Source organism: Streptomyces sp. MCA2 (assembly GCF_023544705.1).
GTDB classification, from domain to species: Bacteria; Actinomycetota; Actinomycetes; order Streptomycetales; family Streptomycetaceae; genus Streptomyces; species Streptomyces decoyicus.
Window position 1 is genome coordinate 130,734 of the sequence record NZ_JAMJFM010000018.1, and the last position, 22,752, is coordinate 153,485.

A 22,752-nucleotide genomic window follows, 5' to 3' on the forward strand; every position below is an offset into this window, starting at 1 on the left:
TCACGGCCGTGTTGGCGACGAGCTGACAGCGCGAGGTCACGAATGGGTGAGGCTTTGGTGGTCCCACTGCTCCAGCAGCGTCTCCGCGGGCAGCGCGCTGCCGTCGGGGGCAAGGCGCTGGACCGGCATGTCGTGGGAGGCGCACGCGAGCAGTTGCTCAGCGACGAGGTGAGGAACGAGCAAGGCTGTGGTGCCTGACTTCCGGTTGAAAGCTACCTGGTAGGTGGCGATGACTGATGCCTCCCAGAGGGTGAGAGGGTCGCGTTCCGGCTCGCTGTGGCGGGTGCGGGGGAGAGCGGGTGTCTTGACTGCCACCAGCTGCCACGGCGCGGTGGCGGGGCGGGCGGCTTCTTCGCGCGCCTGGCGGATCCAGCCGGCGGTGAGCCGACGGAAGGCGGTGTGAGCTTCGGGCTTCCCCTTGCGGCGGCGCCTGAAGGCGTCGCTGACGACGGTGTACACCGAGAAGTCATGATCTTCCAGGCGCTGCCAGGACCAGGTGGCTCGGCGACTCCACTCGTACCACGCTCGCCGGAAGGTCTTCTCCGCTTCCGCTCCCAACCCGGCGAATCCGGGATCGCCGGAGAACTGCGGCGTGGGCAGGACGCGTACGGCAGCCGCCTCCACCAGACGGGCCGGCTGGACGAGGTCCGCGAAAGCCCGACGCTCGGCGTCGAGGACGGCGGTGAGCCGACTCTGCAGCCCCTCGGCCCACGGGGCGAGGAACGGGTAATCGGCTACTGCCTGGTTGCTCCGTATCAGGTAGGAGTGCAGTCGGCGCCAGTGTGAGTAGCGTCCATAGCAGAGATCGCGGGCGCGGTCATAGCGTTCCCACTCCTCGTCGTGCCCAGCCTCGTTGTCTTCCTCATCCGCGTCGCCGACGTCATTGGTGTGGGGCGGGTAGTCGCCGGTGGAGAGGGCGATGGCCGCGTCACGCTCGGCCTTGATGTCATCCTCGTCCTCGGGGACCCTGTCGAGCCAGATGGTGAGAGAGTCCACGTCGTTCACCGCCGCGCCGAGCGGCAGGATCGGGCTGTCCGTGAACAGACCCCACCGGCAGTTCGTACAGAGCCGCTTGACGGCTTCGCCGAACGGGATGTCGAACTGGTTCACAGAAGCGGCCGACCGCAGTGCGCGGCACTCGGGGCTTCCGTGGAGCTTGTCCTTGCCCGTTGCTGAGGCGTGGCAGGTGATGAGGGTGTCCCGGGCCGACCCCAGGGGAACCTCGGGCTTGAAGATCGAGCCGAGCATGACGTGGCGGAGCTCACCGGTATTCGAGGACATGTCGGCAGGCTATGCGCAGGCACTGACAATCCGCCGGGTAATCGGTCCCCACCACTCTGGGGTGAGTTGACACACCACGCCAGGCACACGGCCGCCAGCACGATGGTCATGGGGACCATGTGATGAAAGCGGTCGGGCTCGAAGCGTGTTCCCACGCCCGCGGAGCGTGCTGCAGAGCCTGAGCGGTCCCGCTAGGTCGTGCCACCACACGTGTCAGAGGGTTGTCGCCTGCCTCACCCCGGGCGGGAGTCTGGTCTGTGACTGGTCCGGGGACAGTCCTCGTGCAGGTCGACCATCGACCTGAGGCAGCCTGTTGCTTACCCAGAGTGAGTCCGGTGTCGGACTGCCTGGAGCGTAATGGCGCCTCCAGGCAGCCGACTTGAGGCTCTAGAAGAACCCAAGTTTCTTCGGACTGTATGAAACAAGAACGTTCTTCGTCTGCTGGTGGTACAGCAGCTGAACCCACGCTGAACAGGCAAAACGGTAGTTGGTCCAGCCCCCTGTCGGGGGCTGGTCCGGAAATGGTCCGGATCTTGGTCTGGCGGCGTCGGTTCGGGTCATGCTGCGGCTGCAGTGCGAGCGATTGGGAGCGAGCGGGACTGGACGGGGCAGGTGGTTGCTGCCCGGACGCTGGCTATCTGGGATCGAGGTGTGGTGGTGGACCCGCGCGCTGGTCCAAGATCGTGCGGAGTCGGAAGTCGTGCCCCGGCGTTGACCGAGCCGCAGCAGGCTCGATTGCCGGCACAGCGGGCCAGTGCAGCGGCCGAGATGAAGACCCGCACAGCCGAACTCGTGGCGCGACAGACGCTTGTGAGCGACCTCAGCCGGGACTTGAACACGGTGATTTCCCAGCTGCGCCTTGCGCCCTGCGCCGTGGATTCAGTCCGCGACCATCGACCCGTCGTCGTACCTGCCCGTAGTGGACAACGTCTCGTTCGAGAGCCTCCAGGCCGACGGCGGGGCATCGTGACCTAAAGTTGCGACCACTGGGTCTTGGCCGCTACTACGAGCCTGCGGGGCTCGGGGCTTGCTTGGGCAGCAGGCCACGGAGATGGCCGAAGACCCAGGTGTCGACGGCGTCGGGGTAGCCGTTGATCCAGTCCGTGGGCGGCGGGTCGTGCGGTTCAGCCAGGCCGTGGCACCACTGCGAGATGATGTTGTCGCCGAGAGCGAGATCCGTGACGGCGGTGCGCAGCGTGACGGCGTGCTGAAGGATGTGGTCGCGGTCCACTGACCAGATGGCGCCGATTGAGGCGCCTTCGTGGGCGATCCAGTTCCGGGCCTGCCTGGCCTTGTGCAGGGTGTCCATGTCCATGGCCCGGCCCATAGTGTGTGAGGCCAGGCTGTGCAGCGTGCCGCCCAGCAGCTTGTCGGTGGGGACTGAGGCGACGGCCTCTTGGAGGGTCATGGCCGGGTCGGTTTGGTGGGCAGCGATCAGGTTGCCGACACGGAGCACGTACTGGCACTTGTCCTCATAGGCATTCGCGAGGTGCAACGCCCGGCCCACCGAGAGGAACAGCGCATCGAGCAGCTCCGGTTCGCGGGGCTTCAGGAGGCTAAGTGACCAGCTCATGCCTGTCACGTTAGCGCGTGCCTCCCGGTCGCTGCGGTCCCTTTTCCGGCGGGCGGCTACTTGCCGCGGGCGATGTCGATCTGGAGTTGCACTTCTCGGTCGACGGCCATCACGGCCTTCTCGACGAGCTCCTCGAAGGGCTCGAATGCGTCCTCGATGGCGGCATACTCGCGTACCAGCTCGTGCTTGTCGGTGATGGGCGCCAGCGCGGAGATCCGGCTTTTCCACTGCTCCATGTCTGTCTTGGAGTACTGGTACTTCTTTCCGCGGACCTGTTCGAGGGTCGGGTTTGCGGCAAGGTTCGCCTGCACGAGGCGCAGGGCATCGCCGCGCACGAGGTGCGGGATCCCAAGGTTGTCCTCGATGAACGTGAGACCGTCGGAGATCTCGTCGAGCCGGGCAGAGAGGTATTGGGCTAGAGCGCTGCGGACTTGAGGCAGGTTGAGGCCCACTTCGCGACGGAGCTGCGCGGCGATCCGCTTTGGGAGGCCAATATCCAGGAATTTCGAGCTGCCTCCGGTGAACCGCGAGAGCTCCGGCCCAAAGGGATTGCCTGTGAAGGCCATCATGGGCGGCTTGTACGCCTCCAGCGCGGTACAGGCGGAGTCGAAATAGATCAGGGTGGCCGGCTGGAGGACCTCGCGCCTCAGCTTGTCGCGGTGATACATCTCGTTGCGATACTTGTGCAGCTTCTCCAGGACGGGGCCGAGCGCCGGGTCGAGCACCCCTCGGTCGGCCAAAAATGCCACCTTGGCATCGAAGTTCCGGTCGATTTCCCTCAGTTTCGACTTGGAGATCACTCGGGCCTCGATCGAGGGGATCTCCGCCGCCGCTTCTTCGTGCCCGTTGGCCGCGAGGTCCCTGCACTTCGCCAGCAGGCCCGTCAGCAACTCCTGATCCCACAGCGCGGTCTGCACCGACCGGTGAAGGATCAGCTCTGTCACACTGTCGAGGAGTATGTACGCCAGCCGCAGGTGGGGGACCCGGCCTTCCTCGATCAGCCCCTTCGCCTCTTCGAGTTGCACGACAATCAGTTCCAGGCGCTCCATACCGACCTCTCCCTCGCACTGCTCGACATCATCCTGCCTCGCAGCGGATGCGGACGGGCTTGCCAGTTCCGTAGCACAGGAAGGACGTTCGGCGCTCGAGTGCGAGCGCCGTCAACCCTGCAGTCGTGCGGGAATCTCAGGTCCATGGGACGGTCTCGGTCTCGCCGACCCACCTGTTGGTCCTGGAGAGGTCCTGGTAGGAACCTCGGTAGCCGATCGAGCGGAGTACGAGCAGCGCGAGGTAATGGCGGGTCAGTAGCCAGGTCTCGGTGACCAGTCCTTTGACTCCGTATACGGGCTCTTGTGTCTCTTTGGGATGCACAAGACGGTTCCGGACTCGTGTGACGACGTCGGCGCCATCCGCCGACCGAGGTTCGTTCACTTGCTGCCCAATCGCGAAGGCGGCGGTCGCCGGTAGATCGGCTGCACGCACCCTTAGATCTACCCCGGCGTCCGTCAAGAGCGTGCGCAGCTTCTTATGGGCCGGCCAGGCGCGGGATGTGAACTCGGCTTCGGTGAGCCGACCACTGAGCACCAGCTCCTGCCACATCACGTGTTCCAGTCCGGCAGCTCCACTCATGATCCGCTGTTCGACGAACCCCCGGTCGGCAATGGCAGTGATCGCGTACTGCATCTGCAGGCGGAGCGCCTGTCCCGTGCATGAATTGCGGAAGGCGGGCAGGATGCAGGCCAGCAGATCTGCCAAGGATGCCTGGTCTTCGGGGTACCACCAGCCGGAGCTGATGCGGCGTGCCGGGTCGCAAAGCACTGGGCCCCACTGGCCCCACACCGTCTGTTCGTGGTCGTTCTGGCCAACAGGCAGGGCGGGGGCGACCCATCGGCCGAGCGCAAATGACAGCCCGACGTGCATGGCACTGAGGACAGGGGTGACCTCGACCCCGGTGAACGAGGTTCCGTTTAGCCGACGGATCTCCATAGCGTGGGTCATGACGTAGATATCGGTCTGGCGCACGTCGGAAAGGACGGCCTCGTGGTCGGGTCGAACGTCAAGCGTGATCCTCCACCCGTCCGCCTCGTACACACTGCGGCCGGCGCGCACCAGTCGTGGAGTTCCATCGGCGGCGCGAGCTGCCAGGTGGGCTGATCCGAGCCATCGGGGCAGGTTGAACCAGTGTGCGATGACACGGTCGAGCGGAGCGGTGGGGTCCCCGTAGGAAGTGCCGTTGGACCAGCCGCCGCTCACAGTATCCCTGGAAGATGCTGGCAGTTCGAAGCCGAGCTCAAGGAGACTCAGCCCGGTCCTGTCCGTAGAGGCGGGGTCGTGGTCCTCGGTTTGTACACTCCATGAGATCCCGAGCTTCGGGGAGCAGTCGAGCTGGACAACCCCGGGCACCTCGGTCCCGGCTGATCCGGTAACCGGCCCGTCGTAGAGGGTAATCGGCTCCCCTGGCGCGTTGAAGGGATACACCGGTGACAGGGGGGTCTCAGCGTTGAGCCCAGTTGATGAGGTAGACATGCGCCGCACCTTAGACGTTGCCAGGGAGCGACTTAGGAGAACCAACTGCACAAAAGGCGTCGTTGTAAACCCCCTGGGACGTCGAACTCAAGGCCGAGCTCCAGGCCGCCCTCGTCCTCAAGCTCTTTGGAGCCAACCGTACCGAAGTCAGGACACCCTTTACGCTCCGACGGCAATCCATATCCAGGACGGATCAGTCAACGGCGCCATCCACTGATCACTCGACCCGGATCGGGCATAAGCGGGAAGGGAATTGCACGAGCAGAGGTTCACGGAGATGGCTGGGGAGTTCAGCGTATGGCGCTTGACTCCTGGAGGTCCGGAAACCGTACGTTTGCCTCCTGCACGTGGGCATGGGCTGTGAGCACGTACTGAAGGCGCGCCTCACCCATTACGACCCTCTGGATCTCCGGATGCCTTTGACCAGTGACCATGGTCCATGCGTCGATGTCCTGATAGCGCCGCGGGCCCGGGTGGCCGCTTACTGTGCTGCCGACCAGGTGGAGGCGTTCGGCCTGCCAAGGGATTCTGGTGAAGCCGTCGAGGCAGGCGCCGTCGCCGTTACGGGCGCGTTGTCGTAGCGGCGAGCACGGGCAAGCGTGAGGTGGGGACGCAGCGGACGTTCGGTGAAGGTGACGTCGCAGTCCCTGGCCCACGCCCGTACTGCGTCGGCCAGGTCGGGCAGGCTGTCGAGGTCGCCCACGACGCTGCTCCACAGCGCTCGCTCGTCGACGTGTCCGCCACCGAGCAGTGCCACTTCGAGAGAGGGGCGGGCAACCGCCAGGTCGGCGTGGGGTGAGCGAAGCCGATGGACGGCCTGAACCGGCAGCTCGCACAGGAAGGCCAGGGTGATTTGCCAGTCCTCGATGCGGTTCCAGCGCGGGTCACCAGGTATGCACCCCACGCCCGTGAGAATGGAACTACACCACCCTCTGGCTGTCACGGATCCGTGCATGCTTGTGGTGGACAACACCGGAAGCGGTTGGGTGTTCAGCTTCCGTGCCTGCCACGATGCGCGCTACTGCAAGATCAGCGGATTCTATCCGGGCCTCTGAACGGCTCAGTGGCGATACACGCCGAGATCCTGCTGCCGCTGCTCGCTGAAGAGCCGCTCAGTCAAGCGCAAGTCGTGTCCCATCACGAACGAGCTGTCTGTCACGACGCGCTGCAGCGCCGTCCGACTAGCATGTGTCGGCGCTACCACGGGGGAGACGGAGGAGTGGGGAAATGTGTTCCAGGTGTGCGGCTCGCGACTGGTCTGCTGACCGTCCACTGCTCGAATGGCTCGCGGAACTTGTTGGGATCCGTATTGGGCTGGCCGTCGCAGAAGCTGAGTTGGGGCGCATCGTCCGCGAGACGATGCGCGACTTCCCCGTTTCCGACTACAAGCAGGTCAATGACGTCTTCGGGCGAAGCGCGCTGGAACGCCTCGGCTTACGCGGGGCAGTGGCTGCCGGCGAGGGGGTGATCCCGCACGTCTGCGAGAAGGTCGGGGACGACGAGCTGGCGGTGCGGGCGATCGCCTTCATGATGGAGCGTGTAGTGCGTCCCGGTGTGGTATCCAGGGAGTGCGCCATCCCCGGCGCAGGATCCGACCTCATTGCCGAAGTTCGCGAAGGCCGGCATCTCGGGTCGGTGCACATCCCGCAACTCGAGTACGGCATAGAGGACGTTGACACGCAGGCGTGCGTTGCCGAGGCCCTGCGGCTGCACGGCCGGAAGCTGGCAGACGCAGTGGCCGTTGTGGTCGAGCAGATGCAGTTTCGGTCGGCGCGAAGCCCCATCGTGCTGGGCGTGCGGCGTCAGTGGAACGATGTTCTCGACCTGTCTGAACTCTTTTCGACGGAGTCGGTGATGGCTTCGTACGGAAGGTTCTTCGACCAGCGTTTCGTCAATTACCTTGCCGCCAATTATGACGCCGTCGGGACGATCCACTGGAGGAAATTCGAGGGGCTCGTGGCCGAGTATTTCCATCGAGCCGGATTTCAGGTTGAGATCGGGCCCGGCAGAAACGACAACGGAGTGGATATCCGGGTCTGGGGGGCGTCCCTCGCTGCTGATGTCTCGCCTCCCACGCTGCTTATTCAGTGCAAGCGCGTGAGGCGCGAGATAGACAAGGTGGTGGTGAAGGCTCTGGCCGCGGATGTTGCCTGGGATGGGGCGCAGCAGGGCCTGCTCGTAGCGACGGCAGACTGGTCGCCAGGAGCCCGGGAGGTGGTCCGCACCAGGAGCTATCCGGTTGCCGAGGTGAATCGGGCCGCTCTGCAGCTGTGGCTGGAGGAGATGCGGATTGCAGGCAACGGGGTCTGGTATCCGGCGTGAGGGCCGAGGGATGGCATCGGGAATTACGTGACAAACGTCTGGTGCATGCCACCCCAAGCTCTGATGGGTCGTCAGCGATGCGGAAGGTGCCTCGGCGTCCGGACGAATCCAGATGTGATGAAGGGGGCTTGCGCGTGCTCATTGAGGGCTATGGCGGAGGCCCGAGTTGTAGTTGCGTCCGGGCCCTACCAGGAGCTTCGCTTGCTTGTCCATCCGTCGGCGATTGATCTGTCCACGCACACCTTGCGGTATCTGGCCGGGCAACCCGGCTCTCGCAGGCGGGAAATCGGCAGGCGCTGGAGACGGCTGAGCTCGGGCGGCCAGGCCCTGTTCGCTCTGGCGCACCTATGGTGCGGTGACACCTAAGCCCAGCTCGCCGCCGGGTTCGGCATCGGGATCGCGACTGTTTACCGCTACGTCCGGGAGGCCATCGGTGTCCAGGCCAGACTCGCACCCACACTGGGCAGGGCGATCAACACGGCTGTACGAAACCCTTCGCTACGTACACCGACAGAGAGGCATCCGTTGAAGGTGCGCCGCATCTGCGCCGTGTGTGCTTCCTGCGCGCCCCCTGCGTGTCTCGATTTTGCCTGTGGTATGCCCCCTTCCACTCGTATGTTGATCTGTTCGTCTCGGCCCGAGAGCGGACCACGACCTTTAACAGGTCGGAGCTAGCAGCCCAGTTCAGCCAAGGGGAAGACGTGGACGAGCACGTGGGACCTGTACGCCGCCGGGCGGTGGAGGTCTGCGCGCAGCAGTGGTCCGATGCGCTGATCGACTTCGGTCCGTACAACACCCTGCTGCACTTCAAGGACACGAAGCGGGCGACGCTGGACGTCACCGATGCGGCGCCGCAGGCACTGACCTCGCTACTGAACGGCCGCACAACCCGTTTGGCCAGCCTTTTCCCGGCTTCTGAGGATCACAAAGCGGCGTGGGCGCGAGCGCGTGGTCTCCGCCGTAAGATGGTCGAGCTGGCGGAGGAACAAGGCATCGACGCCGGGCGCCTGGCACTTGGCCTGGTGCGTGTCGAACCCCCAACAACGCGGGGCAGCCGGCCGCTCGCAGCTCTGCGTGCTCCCCTTCTCCTGCAGCCACTGACCATCGAACCGCGCACCGCGACGGAGAACGACTTCGTCCTCGAAGCGGCGGGCGAAGCCGAGATCAACCCGGTTCTGCTCTACGCCCTGAGCCGCCAGTACGGCCTGGACGGTGATCTCGAGGAACTCACCGACAAGATCACGAACGCGGTCGACGAGTGCGCGGATCTCGATGACCGTACGCGTTGCGCCTATGAGGTGCTGCAGACGGCCTGCACGCGTAGCAATCTCACCGTCGAACTGGAAGAGCGTGTGGTAGCCAGCGTCTTCAGCTTCGACCGGCTTCCCATGGTCAATGACCTCGCCCAGTCGGTCGACCTATTGGCGAGACACCCGGTGGTAGCGGCCCTCGCCAACGACAAGGAAGCCGAACGCGCCTTGCGCGCAGACGCAGTTCCCCGCGTACCCTCCAGCGCGGACGCCATCATACCCCGGTCGGAGTACCTAGTCCGGGACGCTGATGACTCTCAACACAGGGCCATCAGCACCGCACTGGCCGGCGCCCACCTGGTCATTGAGGGACCACCCGGCACGGGCAAGAGCCAGACCATCGCCAACCTGATCGCCGCCTTCGCGGCGTTGGGTAAACGCACGCTCTTCGTCGCCGAGAAGCGTGCCGCGATCGAAGCGGTAACCGACAACCTTGCCGAAGTCGACCTCGATGGACTGGTCTTCGACCTGCACGGCAATAAACTCAGCCGCCGCCAGACCGCCCAGCAGCTGTACGAGGCGCTGGAACGCGCCGAACAAGAACCCCCACCCCGCCCTGACGATCTCCACAGAAGTCTTGAAGGCCATCGCCAGCAGGCCCTGCAGCACGTCCAGGAGTTTCACCAGCCCCTGGAGCCCTGGGAGATCAGCCCGCACCAACTGCTCACGCACCTCATGGCCAGCCCCCGCGAGCAGCACACCCGACTGCGCTTGCGCGGCAGCGACCTGCACCGCCTCCACGGCGAGCAGCTGCTCCAGACTGTAAAGGACCTCCGCGCGCTCGTGGCCAAGAACGGCCTCCTGGTGCGGCGTGGCTCATCCCCCTGGTCACACCTGCCGGTTCGCTCCGACAGCGAACTGCATTCCGTCGTAGCCAGCCTCGACCAGCTCACCGGCCAGGCCCTGACAGATGCCCGATGCACCGTCGAGAAGCTGGTGGACACCGCGGGGCTGCGACGGGCCGACGACGTCCAAGGATGGCAATCCCTTCTCACACTGCTGCACGACGTCACCACCACGCTCAGCCGCTTCGAGGCATCCGTCTTCGACTCTGACCTGAACAACATGATCGCCGCGACAGCAGACCGCGTCTGGCGCAAGGAGCACGCACTCAAAGTCGGTTGGTGGCAACGCCGAAAACTGACAGGAAGAGCACGGGGACTGGCCAAGGACGGCTGCCGTACCCGCTCCTTGCTGCACGCGGCACTCATGGACGCTGCCGATCAGAAGACCCGGTGGCGGGAACAGGCCGCTGCTGGCGACAGCAGTCCGTGGGCTGTTCCCGGCCTGTCCTCCGCCGTCGCCTCCTTCACAGAAGTACGCAGTCAGCTGGCCGCGATAGCCCTGTGCGTGGACTGGCACGGATGGGAGAACACCTCCACCGGCGAAGTAGACCGGTTCATCCAGCGTCTTGACCAAGACCGAGAGACGCTGCTGCGGATGCCCGAGTTCAACCAGCTCACCGACCGCCTGGAGTCAGCCGGGCTCGGCCACCTGCTAGACGAGCTCGCCGAAATGGGCACTACCCCGGACATCGCCGTAGGAACCCTGAACCACCTCTGGTGGGCCTCCGTCCTCGACGAGGCCCGCATGCAACACCCCTACCTGCGCTCCTTCACCGGAACCGAGCACGAACACACGATCCAACAGTTCCAACGCCTCGACCGCACCCACCGCGACCTCAACCCTGCCCGCATCCGATACCAAGTCGCCACCCGCCTGCGAAAAGCCCGCGACACCCACCCCGACCAGAACACCCTCGTCCGCACCCAGGCACACCGCAAATCCCGGCACCTGGCCCTGCGCAGACTCGTTGAGAAAGCGCCGGATGTCCTCATGGCCGCCAAACCGTGCTGGGCCATGTCCCCACTCGTCGTCAGCCGCGTCCTTCCCGCCACCCGCCTCTTCGACGTCGTCATCTTCGACGAAGCCAGCCAGGTCCTCCCGCACGACGCCATCACATCCATCATGCGCGCCCGCCAGGTCATCGTCGCCGGCGACCCGCACCAGCTCCCCCCGACGACCTTCTTCCAGAAACTTCTCAGCGGCGCAGACGAAAACACCGATGACGAGGACTCCGGCGGCGCCGCACCCGATGCCTTCGAGTCCCTCCTCGACATGCTCTGTAGCCGGCTGCCCGTCCACACCCTCAAATGGCACTACCGCAGCCGCGATGAACGCCTCATCGCCTTCGCCAACCACACCATCTACAACGACACACTCGTCACCTTCCCGGGCACCACCCAGGCCAGCCCGCTACGCCTGGACATCGTCGACGCCCAGGTACGCCCCGGCCAGTCCGGCTCGTCGGACGAAGAGGTACAGCGCGTCGTCGACCTCGCCCTGGCGCATGCCACCCACACACCGCACCAGAGCCTCGGCGTCATCACCATGGGCCAGCGCCACGCGGACCGGATCGACCTCGCTCTGAGACAAGCCCTCCAGGAACACCCGGACCTGCAGGACTACTTCAGCCCCGAAGCAGGCCCACGCCAACGCTTCTTCGCCAAAAGCCTCGAACAAGTGCAAGGCGATGAACGTGACGCCATCATCCTCAGCATCGGTTACGGAAAGGCCGCCAACGGACGCCTGGCTATGAACTTCGGCCCGCTCAACAACGACGGGGGAGAACGGCGCCTTAACGTGGCCATCACCCGCGCCCGCCAGTCGATGACCGTCGTCGCCTCCTTCACCCACCACGATTTCGACCCCTCCAAACTCCTGGCCACCCGGCACCGCGGCCCCGAAATGCTGCGTGCCTTTTTGGAGTACGCCTCCCACGGAGGGGACCTCCAGCGCACGGGAAGCGCACGCACCGACTGGAACCTGAATGGATTCGAACAGCAGATCCTCGCCGCTCTCGAAGCAGCTGACGTTCCCGTCACACCGCAATGGGGCGTTTCCGGTTACCGCATCGATTTCGCGCTCGGCCACCCCGAACGGCCCGGACGGATGATCCTCGCCGTCGAAACGGACGGCGACCGCTACCACCGAGCCCCCAGCGCCCGCGACCGCGACCGACTGCGCCAAGAGCACCTTCAACGACTGGGGTGGTGTTTCCACCGCATCTGGGCGTCCAGTTGGTTCACCAACCCAAGTGCCGAACTTGAACGGCTCCTCGATGCCTGGAGAGATGCCACGGAGCGGGCCGATCGCACACCTGCCTCCGATCCGATCCACCGCGTGCCAGCTTCGCCTCCGGCGGACGGCCGTGGCACTCGTCCCGCTGTGCCGCAAGGAGGACGCACCGGCGACTACAGCGACACCGACCTACTCATGCTGGCCAACTGGCTTCTGAGCGACGGAGCCCAGCTCGATCGCGACACCCGCGTAGGTCAGGCCCTCGCCGAACTCGGCTTCAAACGCCGCGGTCGCGTGATCACCGAACGCCTCACCCGCGCCTTTGAACAGGCCCAGCACCCGGCAGACAAGGAACAGCAGTGATGAAATCGCTCGACGTCCTCACCCTCGAGCGCGTCGCTCGCCTCATCGTCGACATCGACGGACCCTTCGAGCGCCGCGGCTACCAGCTCGAACAACTCCTGCGACGCGCAGCCTGGCCATCACCTCCCGAGTATGACGGCTCCCCGCGCATCGTGTGGCTGACGGACATCATGGCCGGAACCGGTGATCACGCCGCTGTTAGTCGGCTGCTCTGCCGGATCTGTGACCCACTCGAATACGACGACGGCCTGTCTTCCGCCGACCTCATCCGCCAAGAGCTGAACAGCCTCCTGGCGGCCGAAGGAGTGGCCATCACCTACGTCGCCGGCCGCCCTGTCCTGGGAGAGGTCGGCATCGACGGCCACAGCACGGTGTTCTCCGCCCCCGAGGATCTGGAAGAGCGCATTCGCCCCCTCGTCAGCAGTGGGGAGTTCCTGCAACAACTTATGGAGAGGGTCACCGAGACGCAGATCTGTGAGCAGCACGGTGCGTACGGAATGGCGCTCATCGGCATCGGCAGCTTCACTGAAGCTCTCCTCCTCGACGTCCTCACACATAGAGATCCGAGCCTGCAACGGGGCTTCCCTCAAGGGGAGAGGCGTGTTGCCCCTGAACGAGCTAGCTTCGCCCTGCTGCTGGACACCGCGCGCACCCGAGGGTGGATCCAGATGGACGCCCACGACTTCATGGCGATCGTCCGTGAGTACCGAAACTTCGTGCACCTTCGCAAACAACGCGAACGTGGCGTCATCCCGGACCGCGACACCGTCGGCATGTGCTGGGGGCCAGTCCTCGCGGTGCTCAACGACCTTGAGACCACCCGAGAGCCCACTGCCGTGTGATCACGCCTGTCACCCACGTCGTCCGCTCTTCTTCGCATGCTTCGCCCCGCCGAGGGCGACGCAATGTAGCGACCCAGCTGGTCCGTGGCTGGTCCGGGGCGCGCGCAGATTCGCGGCGAACGAGTTCGGAAGGTTACTGAATGGTCGCGGATAGTGGCTGTGGGCTGTGGGTGCCTGGAAGGGTAAAGCTCTCTCCAGGCACCCAACTTGAGGCTCTAGAAGAACCCAAGTTTCTTAGGGCTGTATGAACAGAGAATGTTCTTCGTCTGCTGGTGGTACAGCAGTTGGACCCAAGCTGACCAGGGGAAACAGCAGTTGGTGCGGCTCGCTGGCGGGGTGCTGGTCCGGAAATGGTCCGGATCTTGGTCCGTCTCGGCTTGCGCAATGTGTTGCTGCTGGGCGGGGCCTCCTCGGACCGGCGCTGTGATCGGCCGTGCGACGAGCTGGATTCCGCCGGGGACCTCCCCCCCCCGTTTGCCGAGCACGGCCGGCGGGTTCAGACATCCGGGCGGCGGCGGGTAGGCCGTTGAGGAAGTCGGTCGCCTTGTGGCCTTCGGCGGTCAATGAGTCGCAGCGGAACCGTTCGGACGCTGCGGCGGCGGAAGCAGGAGCGGCAGCGAGGAGCACGGCGGCGCCCACCCCGGCGGACGACGCAGCACGCCGCAGGGGAGGAGCGGCCAGGGTCACCAGGCTTTGCTCCACCCGGTTGTGCTGGAATACGAGTCCAGCAGGTCCACCACGAAGACCAGGGTCGAGCCCGCCGGGATCAACGGCGAGGGCGGCTGGTTGCCGTAGCCGAGACGCGGGGGAACGATGATCTCGCGCCGACCGCCGACCTTCATCCCCCTCACCCCCCGGTCCCAGCCCTTGATGACCTTGCCACTGCCCAGGGTGAACTTGAACGGCTGACCCCGGTCCCAGGAGGCATCGAACTCCTTCCCGGACTCGAAGGTCACCCCGACATAGTGGACCCTGACCACCATGCCCGGCTTCACCTCGGCGCCGTCCCCGACGACCAGGTCCCGGATGGCCAGCTCGGTAGGAGCGTCACCCTCCGGAACGTCGACCTCGGGCTTCGTCAGTTCACTCATTGCAGCCTCATAACTCTCAGCCGGGAGCCGTCGCACGGACCAGCCGGACACATGGCCCCTCCATGCAGCAGATGGCCACGCTACCGAGAACGCCGGTCCCCGGAGCACACCAGATGCAGCGGCCACACGTGATGATCTTTCGCACGGCCGATGAACGTGACCGGCACGCACAGGTCACACGGTAATCGCCAGAACGGGACGACGGCCGAAACGGCGAACCTGAACACCCACAACCCGTCCTGACCGGCTGATCAGCCACCCCCGCGTGATGCTGGAACCTCAACAAGGGGCCCGTGCCGCGTTCGAGAGTGCGCTCTCCGGCGTAAGCGGCAGCTTGAGCAGGCGGCGGCCGTGACAGCTCGCTGTCGAGGCGGCTTCAGGCAGCGGAGGGGTGGTGCGAGATCAGTGCCCGCGCGCGATGACCAGCGACTTCCTCGGCTCCGGCCTGCAGGGCCGCCAGGGTGACGGACTCATCGGGCTCGGTACGCAGGGCGAAGGACCTGCCGAGGCCGGCGAGACTGGCTGTGCGCCGTGACCGATGTGGGTCGAAGGTGTCGATGCTGGTCATGGCGGGGTCCGACACGCCGGCAGCCACCACGATGCGGTCCTGCGTGATGATATTCAATGCGCCGGTGAATTTGAGCAGTTTGGCGATCTGGTCGGGCAGGGCGTTGGGATCGAGGATCGGTCCCATGCTGTCCTGGGGAAGCACGGCCCGGGTGGAGAGTTGGCCCGTCCTGTACAGGCGGACCTCGACGAGCTGGCCCGGTCGCGGGGTGTCCCATGAACGCGGGCGGCTGGCCGGGACTGCGACAGCCATGTAGTCCTGCGACGGGGAAGGGCTCAAGGGGACATCGTTCTCGACCGTACCGGTCACGCGCACACGGCCCGGCAGCGAGTGGCCGAGCGCGTCCAGTTCCCTGGCCGAGTAGCCAGCAGAGTCCAGCGGTAGGACGTGCAGCTCCAGAAGGGTGGTCGCGCCGGCGGTCTGCAGGCCGCCTGTACCCTCGTCGAGGGTCCAGTGCAGGACGGGCGGGTGGGTCAGCCTGGCGAAGGCCAGGGGGACGGGCCCGACGCCAGTTCCAGGATCTTCCCGGCGACCTTGGGGAGTAGGTCCACGGCCGTGCGGAAGCTGTCTCGGAACACGCCGGTGGCGTATGCCTCCACTACGCGCGCAAACTCGTGCTGGCTGGGCTCGAAGGTCACGCCCAGCTTGCGGTAGACGAGGCGGGGCGTACCTGCTGCCTGGGCTGCTACCCACTCGTCATGGGTTGCCGACTGACCCGTCTCGGGAAACACGTGGCCGTAGTTCGGGCCTAGGAGGAAGAGGCACACGTCGGCGGTCTCCAAAGCCTTCAGGCAGGCTTCCCGGCTGGGCGTGGTCTGAGCGGAAAAGTCCTCGAACCGGACCGGGGTGTGCCCGAGTGTGCGGACCAGCCCGTCAAGGGCGTCGCGCTCCTCCTCCAGACCTTTGCGGGCGCTGCTGATGAAGAACCTCACGCTACGGTGTCTCCACTGCTGAGGGTTCTGCTGTGAAGCGAACCGGGTGGCTGGTGCAGGCATTCAAGGGGGGCTTTGATGGCCGAGATGTCGGAAGAAGCGATACGCGCCTATTGGAAGGAACACCGCGAGCAGCTGCGGTAGTGCGAGACCCAGCGCTCCACATTGACGAACCTCCTGCTCATCGTCACGGCTGCGCTGAGCGGTCTGATCGTCCAGCAGAAGTTCACGCTGAACGTCATGCCCTTGTGCCTCTTCGTCGCGATGACTGGAGTCTACGGGGCTGTGGCGGTGGCCAAGTACTACGAGCGGGCCTCCTACCACCTCGCCCAGGCGCGGGCGTTGACCCGAGCCTTGGCGGACCGGGGAGTGCTGGGGTCTGATGAAGGGCTCGCCCGTGCACGCGCGGCGCACTACCGCGAGTTTCCCCGGCTGCACCGCATTCGGCTCTACCGCCTGTGGGTAGGGCTGCACGTGGCTATAGCCCTGTACGGGCTCTCCCTTCTTCTCGTCTGTGTGATTGTCACCTGACGACTCCTCGTTTCCCGAACCCCGTGCCGCCTCCGTGCCGACTGGCGCCGGTGTGGCACGACGGGCTGCCCCGCATATGTGCCACGGCAAGTCATAACGCAGCGAAACGGCCTGATGCGGCACTAAGATCTGTGAACCAAGTATCAGGGGGCAACGTGGTCATCGACATAGCCGACACCCTCAGGCTCAGGCTCGTGAAGACGAACCGACAGAGGGACAAACGTCTGCGTGGCTGCCAGGAGGAGCTCGATCAGCGGGCCGCTGAGGAGAATGCTGCCCTGCTGAAGGCACAGCAGACGCTCTACGACGAGGCCCTCGTCCCCTCCCGAGACATTTTTCAGCGTCTCAAGCACGTCGATCTGATCGAGCTGGCCGCGATCGAAAGGCCAACCGTCGGCGGCGAGATGGCCATCGACCTCCGGCAGCCGCGTAAAATTGCCGTGCCGACTGCTGTCAAAGCGTTGGCAGGCGGCGTGCTCCTAGTAGCCGTCCCGCTCGCCGTTGGCCACGTGACCCCAGCAGGCGCCTATCGCGTGATGCGAAACTTCGGCTCTGCCTCCAACGGCAGGGCGATAAAGACGCTGCACGGGGCAGCAGCCCGCAGCGCCACGTTCGCACGGTTTGGCCGCGGCTCTATCGTCACGGGCGGTGGCGGGGTGGCGGCCGGAAAGAAGGCGCTGTCTGAGCTCGGTAAGACTTCGGCCGACCTCACGCAGAAAGCCCTCGTGAAGTGCCAAATTCAAATGCTCAGCGACGGCCGGCAGGAGAAGGCACGGGACCTGGGGCGGCGCGAGAGGAAGATGAGCGAGAAGCAGGACGCGGCGCCCGTGCTGTACGAGCGCAGCAAGGACATGCAGCGCGTCCTGCAGAACCTCGGGTCCGAGCTGGTAAGACGGCTCCCGTCATTGACCGCGCTGGTCGAAGCGTGCGACGACTTCGCCCAGTACGACTCTTGTCAGCGCGCAGAGGTGGCGACGATGGTGGATCTCGACGGCCTCGCCGTCATGGTCATGAATTGCCCGCTCATTGACACGGAGGGACGGATGACCGAGGAATCGGGGCAGGTCGTTGCCGACGTCGAGGCCCGACTGCGGGGGCCTCGGGGGAATCCTCCTCGCGCGCCGTCAACCTGACCAGGCACGTTCGTGACTTCGCGCAGATTCTCACCCAGCTCCAGGGCGACCGATTGCTCCAATGGATCACGGCGGTCCGCACCGACGAGTTGCCCAGCCTGCACACCTTCGTCAACGGCCTTGAACGTGATCTCGACGCTGTCATCGCAGGTCTCACCCTGCCTTGGAACTCGGGAATCGTGGAAGGCCACGTCAACCGGATCAAAATGATCAAGCGCCAGATGTACGGCCGTGCTGGCTTCCAGCGTCTTCGGAAGTGAGCCCTGTTGTCGTGACGGACAGCGGCGATTTCGCAGTTTTGAGCCAGAACCACGACTTCGCGAAAAAGCCACTGTTGCCCGGTCCTGGAGCGGGCCGGGCGATCGAGGTCAGAGCTGCTGATCCAGGAGCACGTTCGTTGGGCTGAAGCCTGCGGCTTGGTAAAACGCACGAGCGCCTTCGTTGAAGTACCAGACGTCCGTGACGAGGCGTCGGCAGCCTTCCGCGCGTCCCACTTCACGGACGGCTTCGAGCAGTGCCGCGCCGACACCAGTGCGGGCAGCATCGGGGACTACGGCGATTTGATCCAGAGACACGATGACGTCTGAGCACGTCAGAGCACTGCCGGGCCGGTTTTTGACTCGGGCGAGGGCGTACCCGAGGGCTTTGCCTTCCGTCCCGTCGGCGAGGAGCACGGTGACTGATGGATCGGCTATCTGGGCTCGGAAGAAGGCTTCTACGGCATCCGGCTCCGGGAAGTCGAGGAACAGGTCGGGACGGTGTCGTTTGTGCAGGTCATGAACGATGTGGTTGAGGGGTGCGAGCAGAGCAGCATCGTCTGGAGAAGCGGTGCGAATCTGGATCACGTCGCTATCCTGGACGGTTGCCCCTGTCACTGCCACACCTTTTGGGCTGGGCCAGTGCACGTCATGTCGACTGAGATCAGGACACACGGAGCGTGATCGACCGCAGAAATTGATCCAGAACCCGAGAACAGGAGTCAGCTGCCGCAGTCCTTTCCCCGGGCGTATCCGTCCTTCCCGGTCCGGTTGGTGAGGGGTTGTTGAGAGGCGGTCGGTGGTGTGAAGAGTGCCTGGACGGTATCGGTGGCCAGCTCTCGCAGCCAGGTGTGGGCGCGGTCGTTGTCGTAGCGCTGGTGCCACAGCAGGTACAGGGGTACGTCGGGCAGCGGGAGCGGCGGCGGCATTGTGGCCAGGCCGAGTTGTTCCCGGGCCGTTCGGGTGACCGCGTCGGGGAGGGTGACGACCAGGTCGGTGTCGAGGGCGAGTTGCAGTGCGAAGGCGGCGGTGGGCCCGGCGGCGACGACGCGTCGTTCGAGGCCGCGTGTGGTCAGGACGTCATCGATCGGGTCGCGCAGGTTTCCGCGCCGCGAAACGGTGAGGTGTTCGGCAGCTGCGTAACGCTCAAGGCTCAGCGGGCCTGCGGTGAGCGGGTGGCCCGGGCGGACGGTGACGACCAGCCGGTCGCTGCCGACGAGGCGGTGGCGGATGTGGGGGAGCGTCGGAGCGCTGGAGCTCGATTCGAGGTCGACCTCACCCCGGCGCAGCTCGGCGTCATCTCTCCCGGGTTCGGCGGACAGACGCAGCCGGACGCCGGGGGCCTGATGGTGGACGGCCGAGGTCAAGGCGGTGCCGCACGCGGCGGTCAGGGCGTCGTGCCAGCGCACGGTGAACACCCGGTCCAGAGCCGCCAGGTCGAGTTCCTGCTGCGCGGACAGAAGTTGGTGGGCCTGCTGCACGAGGGCGTGGACCTCGGCGCGCATGGCGAGTGCGCGGGTGGTGGGGACCATGCTGCGGCCGGTGCGGACCAGGATCTGGTCACCGGTGGCTTTGCGGATGCGGCCCAGGGAGCGGCTCATCGCCGGCGAGGTGACGTGGAGGCGTTCTGCCGCGCCGGCGACGCTGCCCTCCTCCAGCAGTGCGTCCAGGGCCGTGAGCAGGTTCAGATCCAGTTGCATGGCAGTAACTCTACAAGTGACAAGCATGCACTTGTTGTTAATGGCCAGGCGGCCTACCTTCGAAGTGCGGGGGCGAGACAACCGCCCCGCTTCTACCGATCCCAGGGAGCCCGCCCATGAGCACAGCCATGCCTTTCGCCGCCGGTACGACGCTCCTGTCCGATGTGACAGCTGCGGTGAAGACCGCCGGCGTCACGCTGCGCGACCGCCACACCCCGCACGCCCGGGGCGTGAGTCTGGACGAGGTCGTCGGCGAGATCCACGCCAACGACGACGCGGTGCTGAACGTGTTGCGGGAACCGCTGCTGCGGGCCCGGCCGGGGTCGCAGTGGGCCGAGGACGAGCTGGCCGGCGGCGCGCTCCCGCCCGGCGAGTGGTGGGTCGTCGACCCCGCCGAGGGCAACATCAACCACGTTCACGGCATGGAGGACTGGGCCGTCACCGCCACCCTGGTCCGCGACAACCAGCCTGTACTCACCGTCGTACACCTGCCGCTGACCGGCGACACCTACACCGCGGCCGCCGGCGGCGGTGCCCGCCTCAACGACCGGCCCCTGAAGGTGTCTGCCAAGACCGACCTGGGCGCCGCGCTCCTCGGCACCGGTCAGGCCAAGCCCGGCGAGGACGAGCGCACCTTCCGGCGGATCGGTGACTCCGTCACCGCGATGCTCATCAACGGCCTGGTCGTGCGTGTGTCCGTTCCCGCCACGATGCAGCTCATCCACGTCGCCGCCGGACGCATGGACGCGTTCTGGCAGTTCTCCGACGTCCGCTCCGGCCTGGTCGCCGGCGCCCTGCTGGTCTCCGAGGCCGGAGGCACCGTCACCGACCTGGCGGGCGAGCCCTGGAACACCGGCAGCCGCGACTTCCTGGCCGCCGCCCCCGGCATCCACGGCGCCGCCCTCAAGGTCCTCTCGCCGATCGCCTGATCGGGAACCTCCGCTCTTCCCCACCCCGATACCGCAAGGAGCAACACCGCATGACCAGCATCGGCATCCTGGGCGCCGGCCGCGTCGGCACCAACCTCGCCGGCAAGCTCTCCGCAGCCGGACACCATGTCACCCTCGGTGGCCGGAGCCCCGAAGACACCGCCGCCCGCACCGCCGGGCTCGCCCCGCGGATCGCCTACGCCGACCAACGCACCACTGCCGGCACCGCGGACATCGTGATCAACGCGACGCCCGGCGACAGCTCCCTGGACCGCCTCACCGACTTGCGCACCGAACTCGCCGGGAAGATCCTCATCGACGTCTCCAACGCCACCTGCGACGACGGTGACGGCCTGCCGGGCGACCTGTGCTATCCCGGCAGCAGCCTCGCCGAGAAGCTCCAGGCCGCGCTCCCCGACACCCATGTGGTCAAGACCCTCAACACGATGCTGTTCATGGTCATGACCGCCCCCGAAACCCTGACCACCCCACCGACCGCCTATCTCTCGGGCGACGACGAACACGCGAAGAGGACCGTCACCGGCCTGCTCGGCGACCTGGGCTGGCAGCCCGAACGGATCGAGGACCTCGGCGACATCACCACAGCCCGCGCCACCGAGGCCATGATCCTCGTCGTGCCCCACATCCTGCGCCGACACGGCTACAAGCCCTTCGCCGTCTCCCTTGCCCGCTGACCCACCAAGACCGCGTTCAGATCAAACCAGGTAGCAGGCTCGTGCGAGGCGGCTTGGTACTGGCAGGGACGTTGCCCGCCGGGCTGCAAGTGACGCCCGAACTCATCGACATCGATCATGCCTACAACGTGCGAGGCGACTCCCGAAGTTGTTGTCCCGTCTCACTCAATCGAGTCGTCTTCTCAACGAACCGAGTCGTTCGGGCTTCTGTCTCAGCGAACCTAGTCGCACGGTTGAGTGCGCTGGGGGTGCTGGATGGCTATCCGGCTGGGTGGATCAGGCGGCGCCGTACGTCGGGTTGTCGTACGTGGACACGGTGCACGGGCACCGTCGACGTCCGTTGCGGGACTGTGTGACGGGCCGGTTCGCGTCCAAAGTCGCTGCCCGGTTTCCGGGCTGGGAATTCGCCGGAGCCAGGCCCTGTTGGGACGGGAGCGGGTCTTGATCACGTTCATGGAGGGGGATCCATGCCCATTTTGGTCACTACGCCGAACGGAACCGTGGGGCGATACCTGACCGAAGCGCTGCGCGATCGGAGTGATGTGCGCTTCCTCGTCCGCTCCGAAGCTGGCGCCAAGGCGCTCGGCAAGGTCCGTGGTGAGGTCTTCCGTGGGGATGTCACCGATGTAGTGGACATTCGGGGTGCGGTCGTCGGCGTGGACCGGCTATATCTTGCTCATCCCTTCACCGAAGACCAGGTTGCCGCCGAAACGAACCTCGGCCTTGCCGCCATCGAGGCCGGTGCGCGCCGGATCATCAAACTTGGCGCCCGAGCTTTCAGTGGCAACGGGATCGTCCCGGACGCCGTCACCAGCGCCCATGACACGATCACCGAACGACTGCGAAGCGCCGGTGTCCCGGAACTGACTGTTCTTCAGCCCGACCGTTTCCTGCAGAACTTCCTCCCGGCAGCGGCCTCGATCGCCAAAGGCACGCTGGCCGATCCCGCCGGACCTGGTGCCAGGGGTTACGTAGACGTGCGGGATATCGCGGAGGTCGCGATCGCCGAACTCCTGGCGGCCCATCCGATCGGTGGTGAGATCGAGATCAGCGGCCCGCAGACACTGACGCTGCCAGTGCTCTGCGAACGCTTCGGCGCCGTTCTCGGCAGGCCGGTGCGGCACGTCGATATTCCACTGGACGGCGCCTGGCGGGCAGCGCTCGCGGACCGTGGAATCACGCCGCAGGTCATCGACGGTTTGCAGGGGCTGTATTCGAATTATCACCAAGAGGGCGTGGCAGGTCTCGGTGACGGTGTTCAGCGCGTGCTCGGCCGCCCGCCGCGCTCGGTCGAGGACTTTGCGACCGATCTGCTCATGCCCGCCGTGTCCGGTACCTGACCCCGCCCGTGCCGCAGCGGTGGTCGACTGGGGCCCTGACGGATCCTGGGGCTGAGGCCGACGCGCCGGGGAGCTCGCCGCACCTCATCTCAGGCAAACCGACGGACCCGATCGTCTGAGACGACGAGCAAACGGACCAGTTCGTCTGAGAAGGGGCCGGGCCGGCAGAGACGGGACAGGATCGACTGAGATCACATGAGACGGACAGATGTAGTCCGTCTCAACGAATCAAGTCCGCGCTCACCCAATCCAGTCCGCGCAGGTCAGCGCCACGCAGA

Annotated in this window: 18 protein-coding genes and 2 pseudogenes; 10 read left to right on the forward strand and 10 right to left on the reverse strand. The window is 65.7% G+C overall.

The window, feature by feature from the left end:
* Window positions 1-36: 36 nt before the first annotated feature.
* From M8I34_RS17570 to M8I34_RS17590, 5 genes are all read right to left on the reverse strand, one after another.
* Window positions 37-1,281: a hypothetical protein gene (locus M8I34_RS17570; RefSeq protein WP_250050365.1), complete on the reverse strand. Its 1,245-nt coding sequence runs from the start codon at window positions 1,279-1,281 to the stop codon at window positions 37-39.
* Window positions 1,282-2,284: 1,003 nt separating this feature from the next.
* Window positions 2,285-2,854, reverse strand: coding sequence for a hypothetical protein (locus tag M8I34_RS17575; protein WP_250050366.1), 570 nt, complete (start codon window positions 2,852-2,854; stop codon window positions 2,285-2,287).
* 56 nt (window positions 2,855-2,910) lie between these two features.
* Window positions 2,911-3,903, reverse strand: a complete 993-nt coding sequence (locus M8I34_RS17580; protein WP_250050367.1) for a hypothetical protein — start codon at window positions 3,901-3,903, stop codon at window positions 2,911-2,913.
* A gap of 136 nt (window positions 3,904-4,039) precedes the next feature.
* Window positions 4,040-5,380 (reverse strand): hypothetical protein, encoded by a 1,341-nt coding sequence (locus M8I34_RS17585; protein WP_250050368.1) that lies wholly within the window; start codon window positions 5,378-5,380, stop codon window positions 4,040-4,042.
* A gap of 481 nt (window positions 5,381-5,861) precedes the next feature.
* A complete protein-coding gene (locus tag M8I34_RS17590; protein ID WP_250050369.1) occupies window positions 5,862-6,284 on the reverse strand; it encodes a 2'-5' RNA ligase family protein in 423 nt (140 codons plus the stop codon).
* A 323-nt stretch (window positions 6,285-6,607) separates the two neighbouring features.
* Between M8I34_RS17590 and M8I34_RS17595 the strand changes: the two genes are divergently transcribed.
* The 4 genes and pseudogenes from M8I34_RS17595 (at window position 6,608) to M8I34_RS17610 (ending at window position 13,298) form a co-directional block, all read left to right on the forward strand.
* Window positions 6,608-7,702: a restriction endonuclease gene (locus M8I34_RS17595; protein ID WP_250050370.1), complete on the forward strand. Its 1,095-nt coding sequence runs from the start codon at window positions 6,608-6,610 to the stop codon at window positions 7,700-7,702.
* Window positions 7,703-7,903: 201 nt separating this feature from the next.
* A pseudogene (locus M8I34_RS17600) lies at window positions 7,904-8,185 on the forward strand (transposase family protein); the annotation flags it as partial.
* 218 nt (window positions 8,186-8,403) lie between these two features.
* The gene (locus M8I34_RS17605; RefSeq protein WP_250050371.1) at window positions 8,404-12,456 is read left to right on the forward strand and encodes an AAA domain-containing protein; all 4,053 of its coding nucleotides are present in this window, start codon (window positions 8,404-8,406) and stop codon (window positions 12,454-12,456) included.
* Complete coding sequence (locus tag M8I34_RS17610; protein WP_250050372.1) at window positions 12,456-13,298, forward strand: hypothetical protein; 843 nt, start codon at window positions 12,456-12,458, stop codon at window positions 13,296-13,298. The genes M8I34_RS17605 and M8I34_RS17610 overlap by 1 nt, the downstream gene beginning before the upstream one ends.
* A 683-nt stretch (window positions 13,299-13,981) precedes the next feature.
* Here M8I34_RS17610 and M8I34_RS17615 read toward each other — a convergent pair.
* The 3 genes from M8I34_RS17615 to M8I34_RS17625 all read right to left on the reverse strand — a co-directional run bounded on the left by M8I34_RS17615 (window position 13,982) and on the right by M8I34_RS17625 (window position 15,889).
* Window positions 13,982-14,389, reverse strand: coding sequence for an FKBP-type peptidyl-prolyl cis-trans isomerase (locus M8I34_RS17615; RefSeq protein WP_284050433.1), 408 nt, complete (start codon window positions 14,387-14,389; stop codon window positions 13,982-13,984).
* Window positions 14,390-14,765: 376 nt separating this feature from the next.
* Window positions 14,766-15,266 (reverse strand): hypothetical protein, encoded by a 501-nt coding sequence (locus tag M8I34_RS17620; RefSeq protein ID WP_250050373.1) that lies wholly within the window; start codon window positions 15,264-15,266, stop codon window positions 14,766-14,768.
* Window positions 15,267-15,430: 164 nt separating this feature from the next.
* On the reverse strand, window positions 15,431-15,889 hold the full coding sequence (locus tag M8I34_RS17625) for a DUF4062 domain-containing protein (RefSeq protein ID WP_250050374.1): 459 nt from the start codon (window positions 15,887-15,889) through the stop codon (window positions 15,431-15,433).
* A gap of 165 nt (window positions 15,890-16,054) precedes the next feature.
* Between M8I34_RS17625 and M8I34_RS17630 the strand changes: the two genes are divergently transcribed.
* The 3 genes and pseudogenes from M8I34_RS17630 to M8I34_RS17640 all read left to right on the forward strand — a co-directional run.
* Window positions 16,055-16,420, forward strand: coding sequence for a hypothetical protein (locus tag M8I34_RS17630; protein ID WP_250050375.1), 366 nt, complete (start codon window positions 16,055-16,057; stop codon window positions 16,418-16,420).
* Window positions 16,421-16,575: 155 nt separating this feature from the next.
* Window positions 16,576-17,553 (forward strand): hypothetical protein, encoded by a 978-nt coding sequence (locus tag M8I34_RS17635; protein WP_250050376.1) that lies wholly within the window; start codon window positions 16,576-16,578, stop codon window positions 17,551-17,553.
* Window positions 17,554-17,558: 5 nt separating this feature from the next.
* A pseudogene (locus M8I34_RS17640) lies at window positions 17,559-17,813 on the forward strand (transposase); the annotation flags it as partial.
* 108 nt (window positions 17,814-17,921) lie between these two features.
* Here M8I34_RS17640 and M8I34_RS17645 read toward each other — a convergent pair.
* Both M8I34_RS17645 and M8I34_RS17650 read right to left on the reverse strand, forming a co-directional pair.
* Window positions 17,922-18,398, reverse strand: a complete 477-nt coding sequence (locus tag M8I34_RS17645) for a GNAT family N-acetyltransferase (RefSeq protein ID WP_250050377.1) — start codon at window positions 18,396-18,398, stop codon at window positions 17,922-17,924.
* Window positions 18,399-18,532: 134 nt separating this feature from the next.
* Window positions 18,533-19,510, reverse strand: a complete 978-nt coding sequence (locus M8I34_RS17650) for a LysR family transcriptional regulator (RefSeq protein WP_250050378.1) — start codon at window positions 19,508-19,510, stop codon at window positions 18,533-18,535.
* A gap of 116 nt (window positions 19,511-19,626) precedes the next feature.
* Between M8I34_RS17650 and M8I34_RS17655 the strand changes: the two genes are divergently transcribed.
* From M8I34_RS17655 to M8I34_RS17665, 3 genes are all read left to right on the forward strand, one after another.
* Window positions 19,627-20,439: an inositol monophosphatase gene (locus M8I34_RS17655; protein WP_250050379.1), complete on the forward strand. Its 813-nt coding sequence runs from the start codon at window positions 19,627-19,629 to the stop codon at window positions 20,437-20,439.
* Window positions 20,439-21,134 carry an NAD(P)-binding domain-containing protein gene (locus tag M8I34_RS17660; protein ID WP_308372376.1) on the forward strand — a complete coding sequence of 232 codons (696 nt, stop codon included), beginning with the start codon at window positions 20,439-20,441 and terminating at the stop codon, window positions 21,132-21,134. The genes M8I34_RS17655 and M8I34_RS17660 overlap by 1 nt, the downstream gene beginning before the upstream one ends.
* A gap of 467 nt (window positions 21,135-21,601) precedes the next feature.
* Window positions 21,602-22,474: an NmrA family NAD(P)-binding protein gene (locus tag M8I34_RS17665; protein WP_250050381.1), complete on the forward strand. Its 873-nt coding sequence runs from the start codon at window positions 21,602-21,604 to the stop codon at window positions 22,472-22,474.
* Window positions 22,475-22,752: the final 278 nt, after the last annotated feature.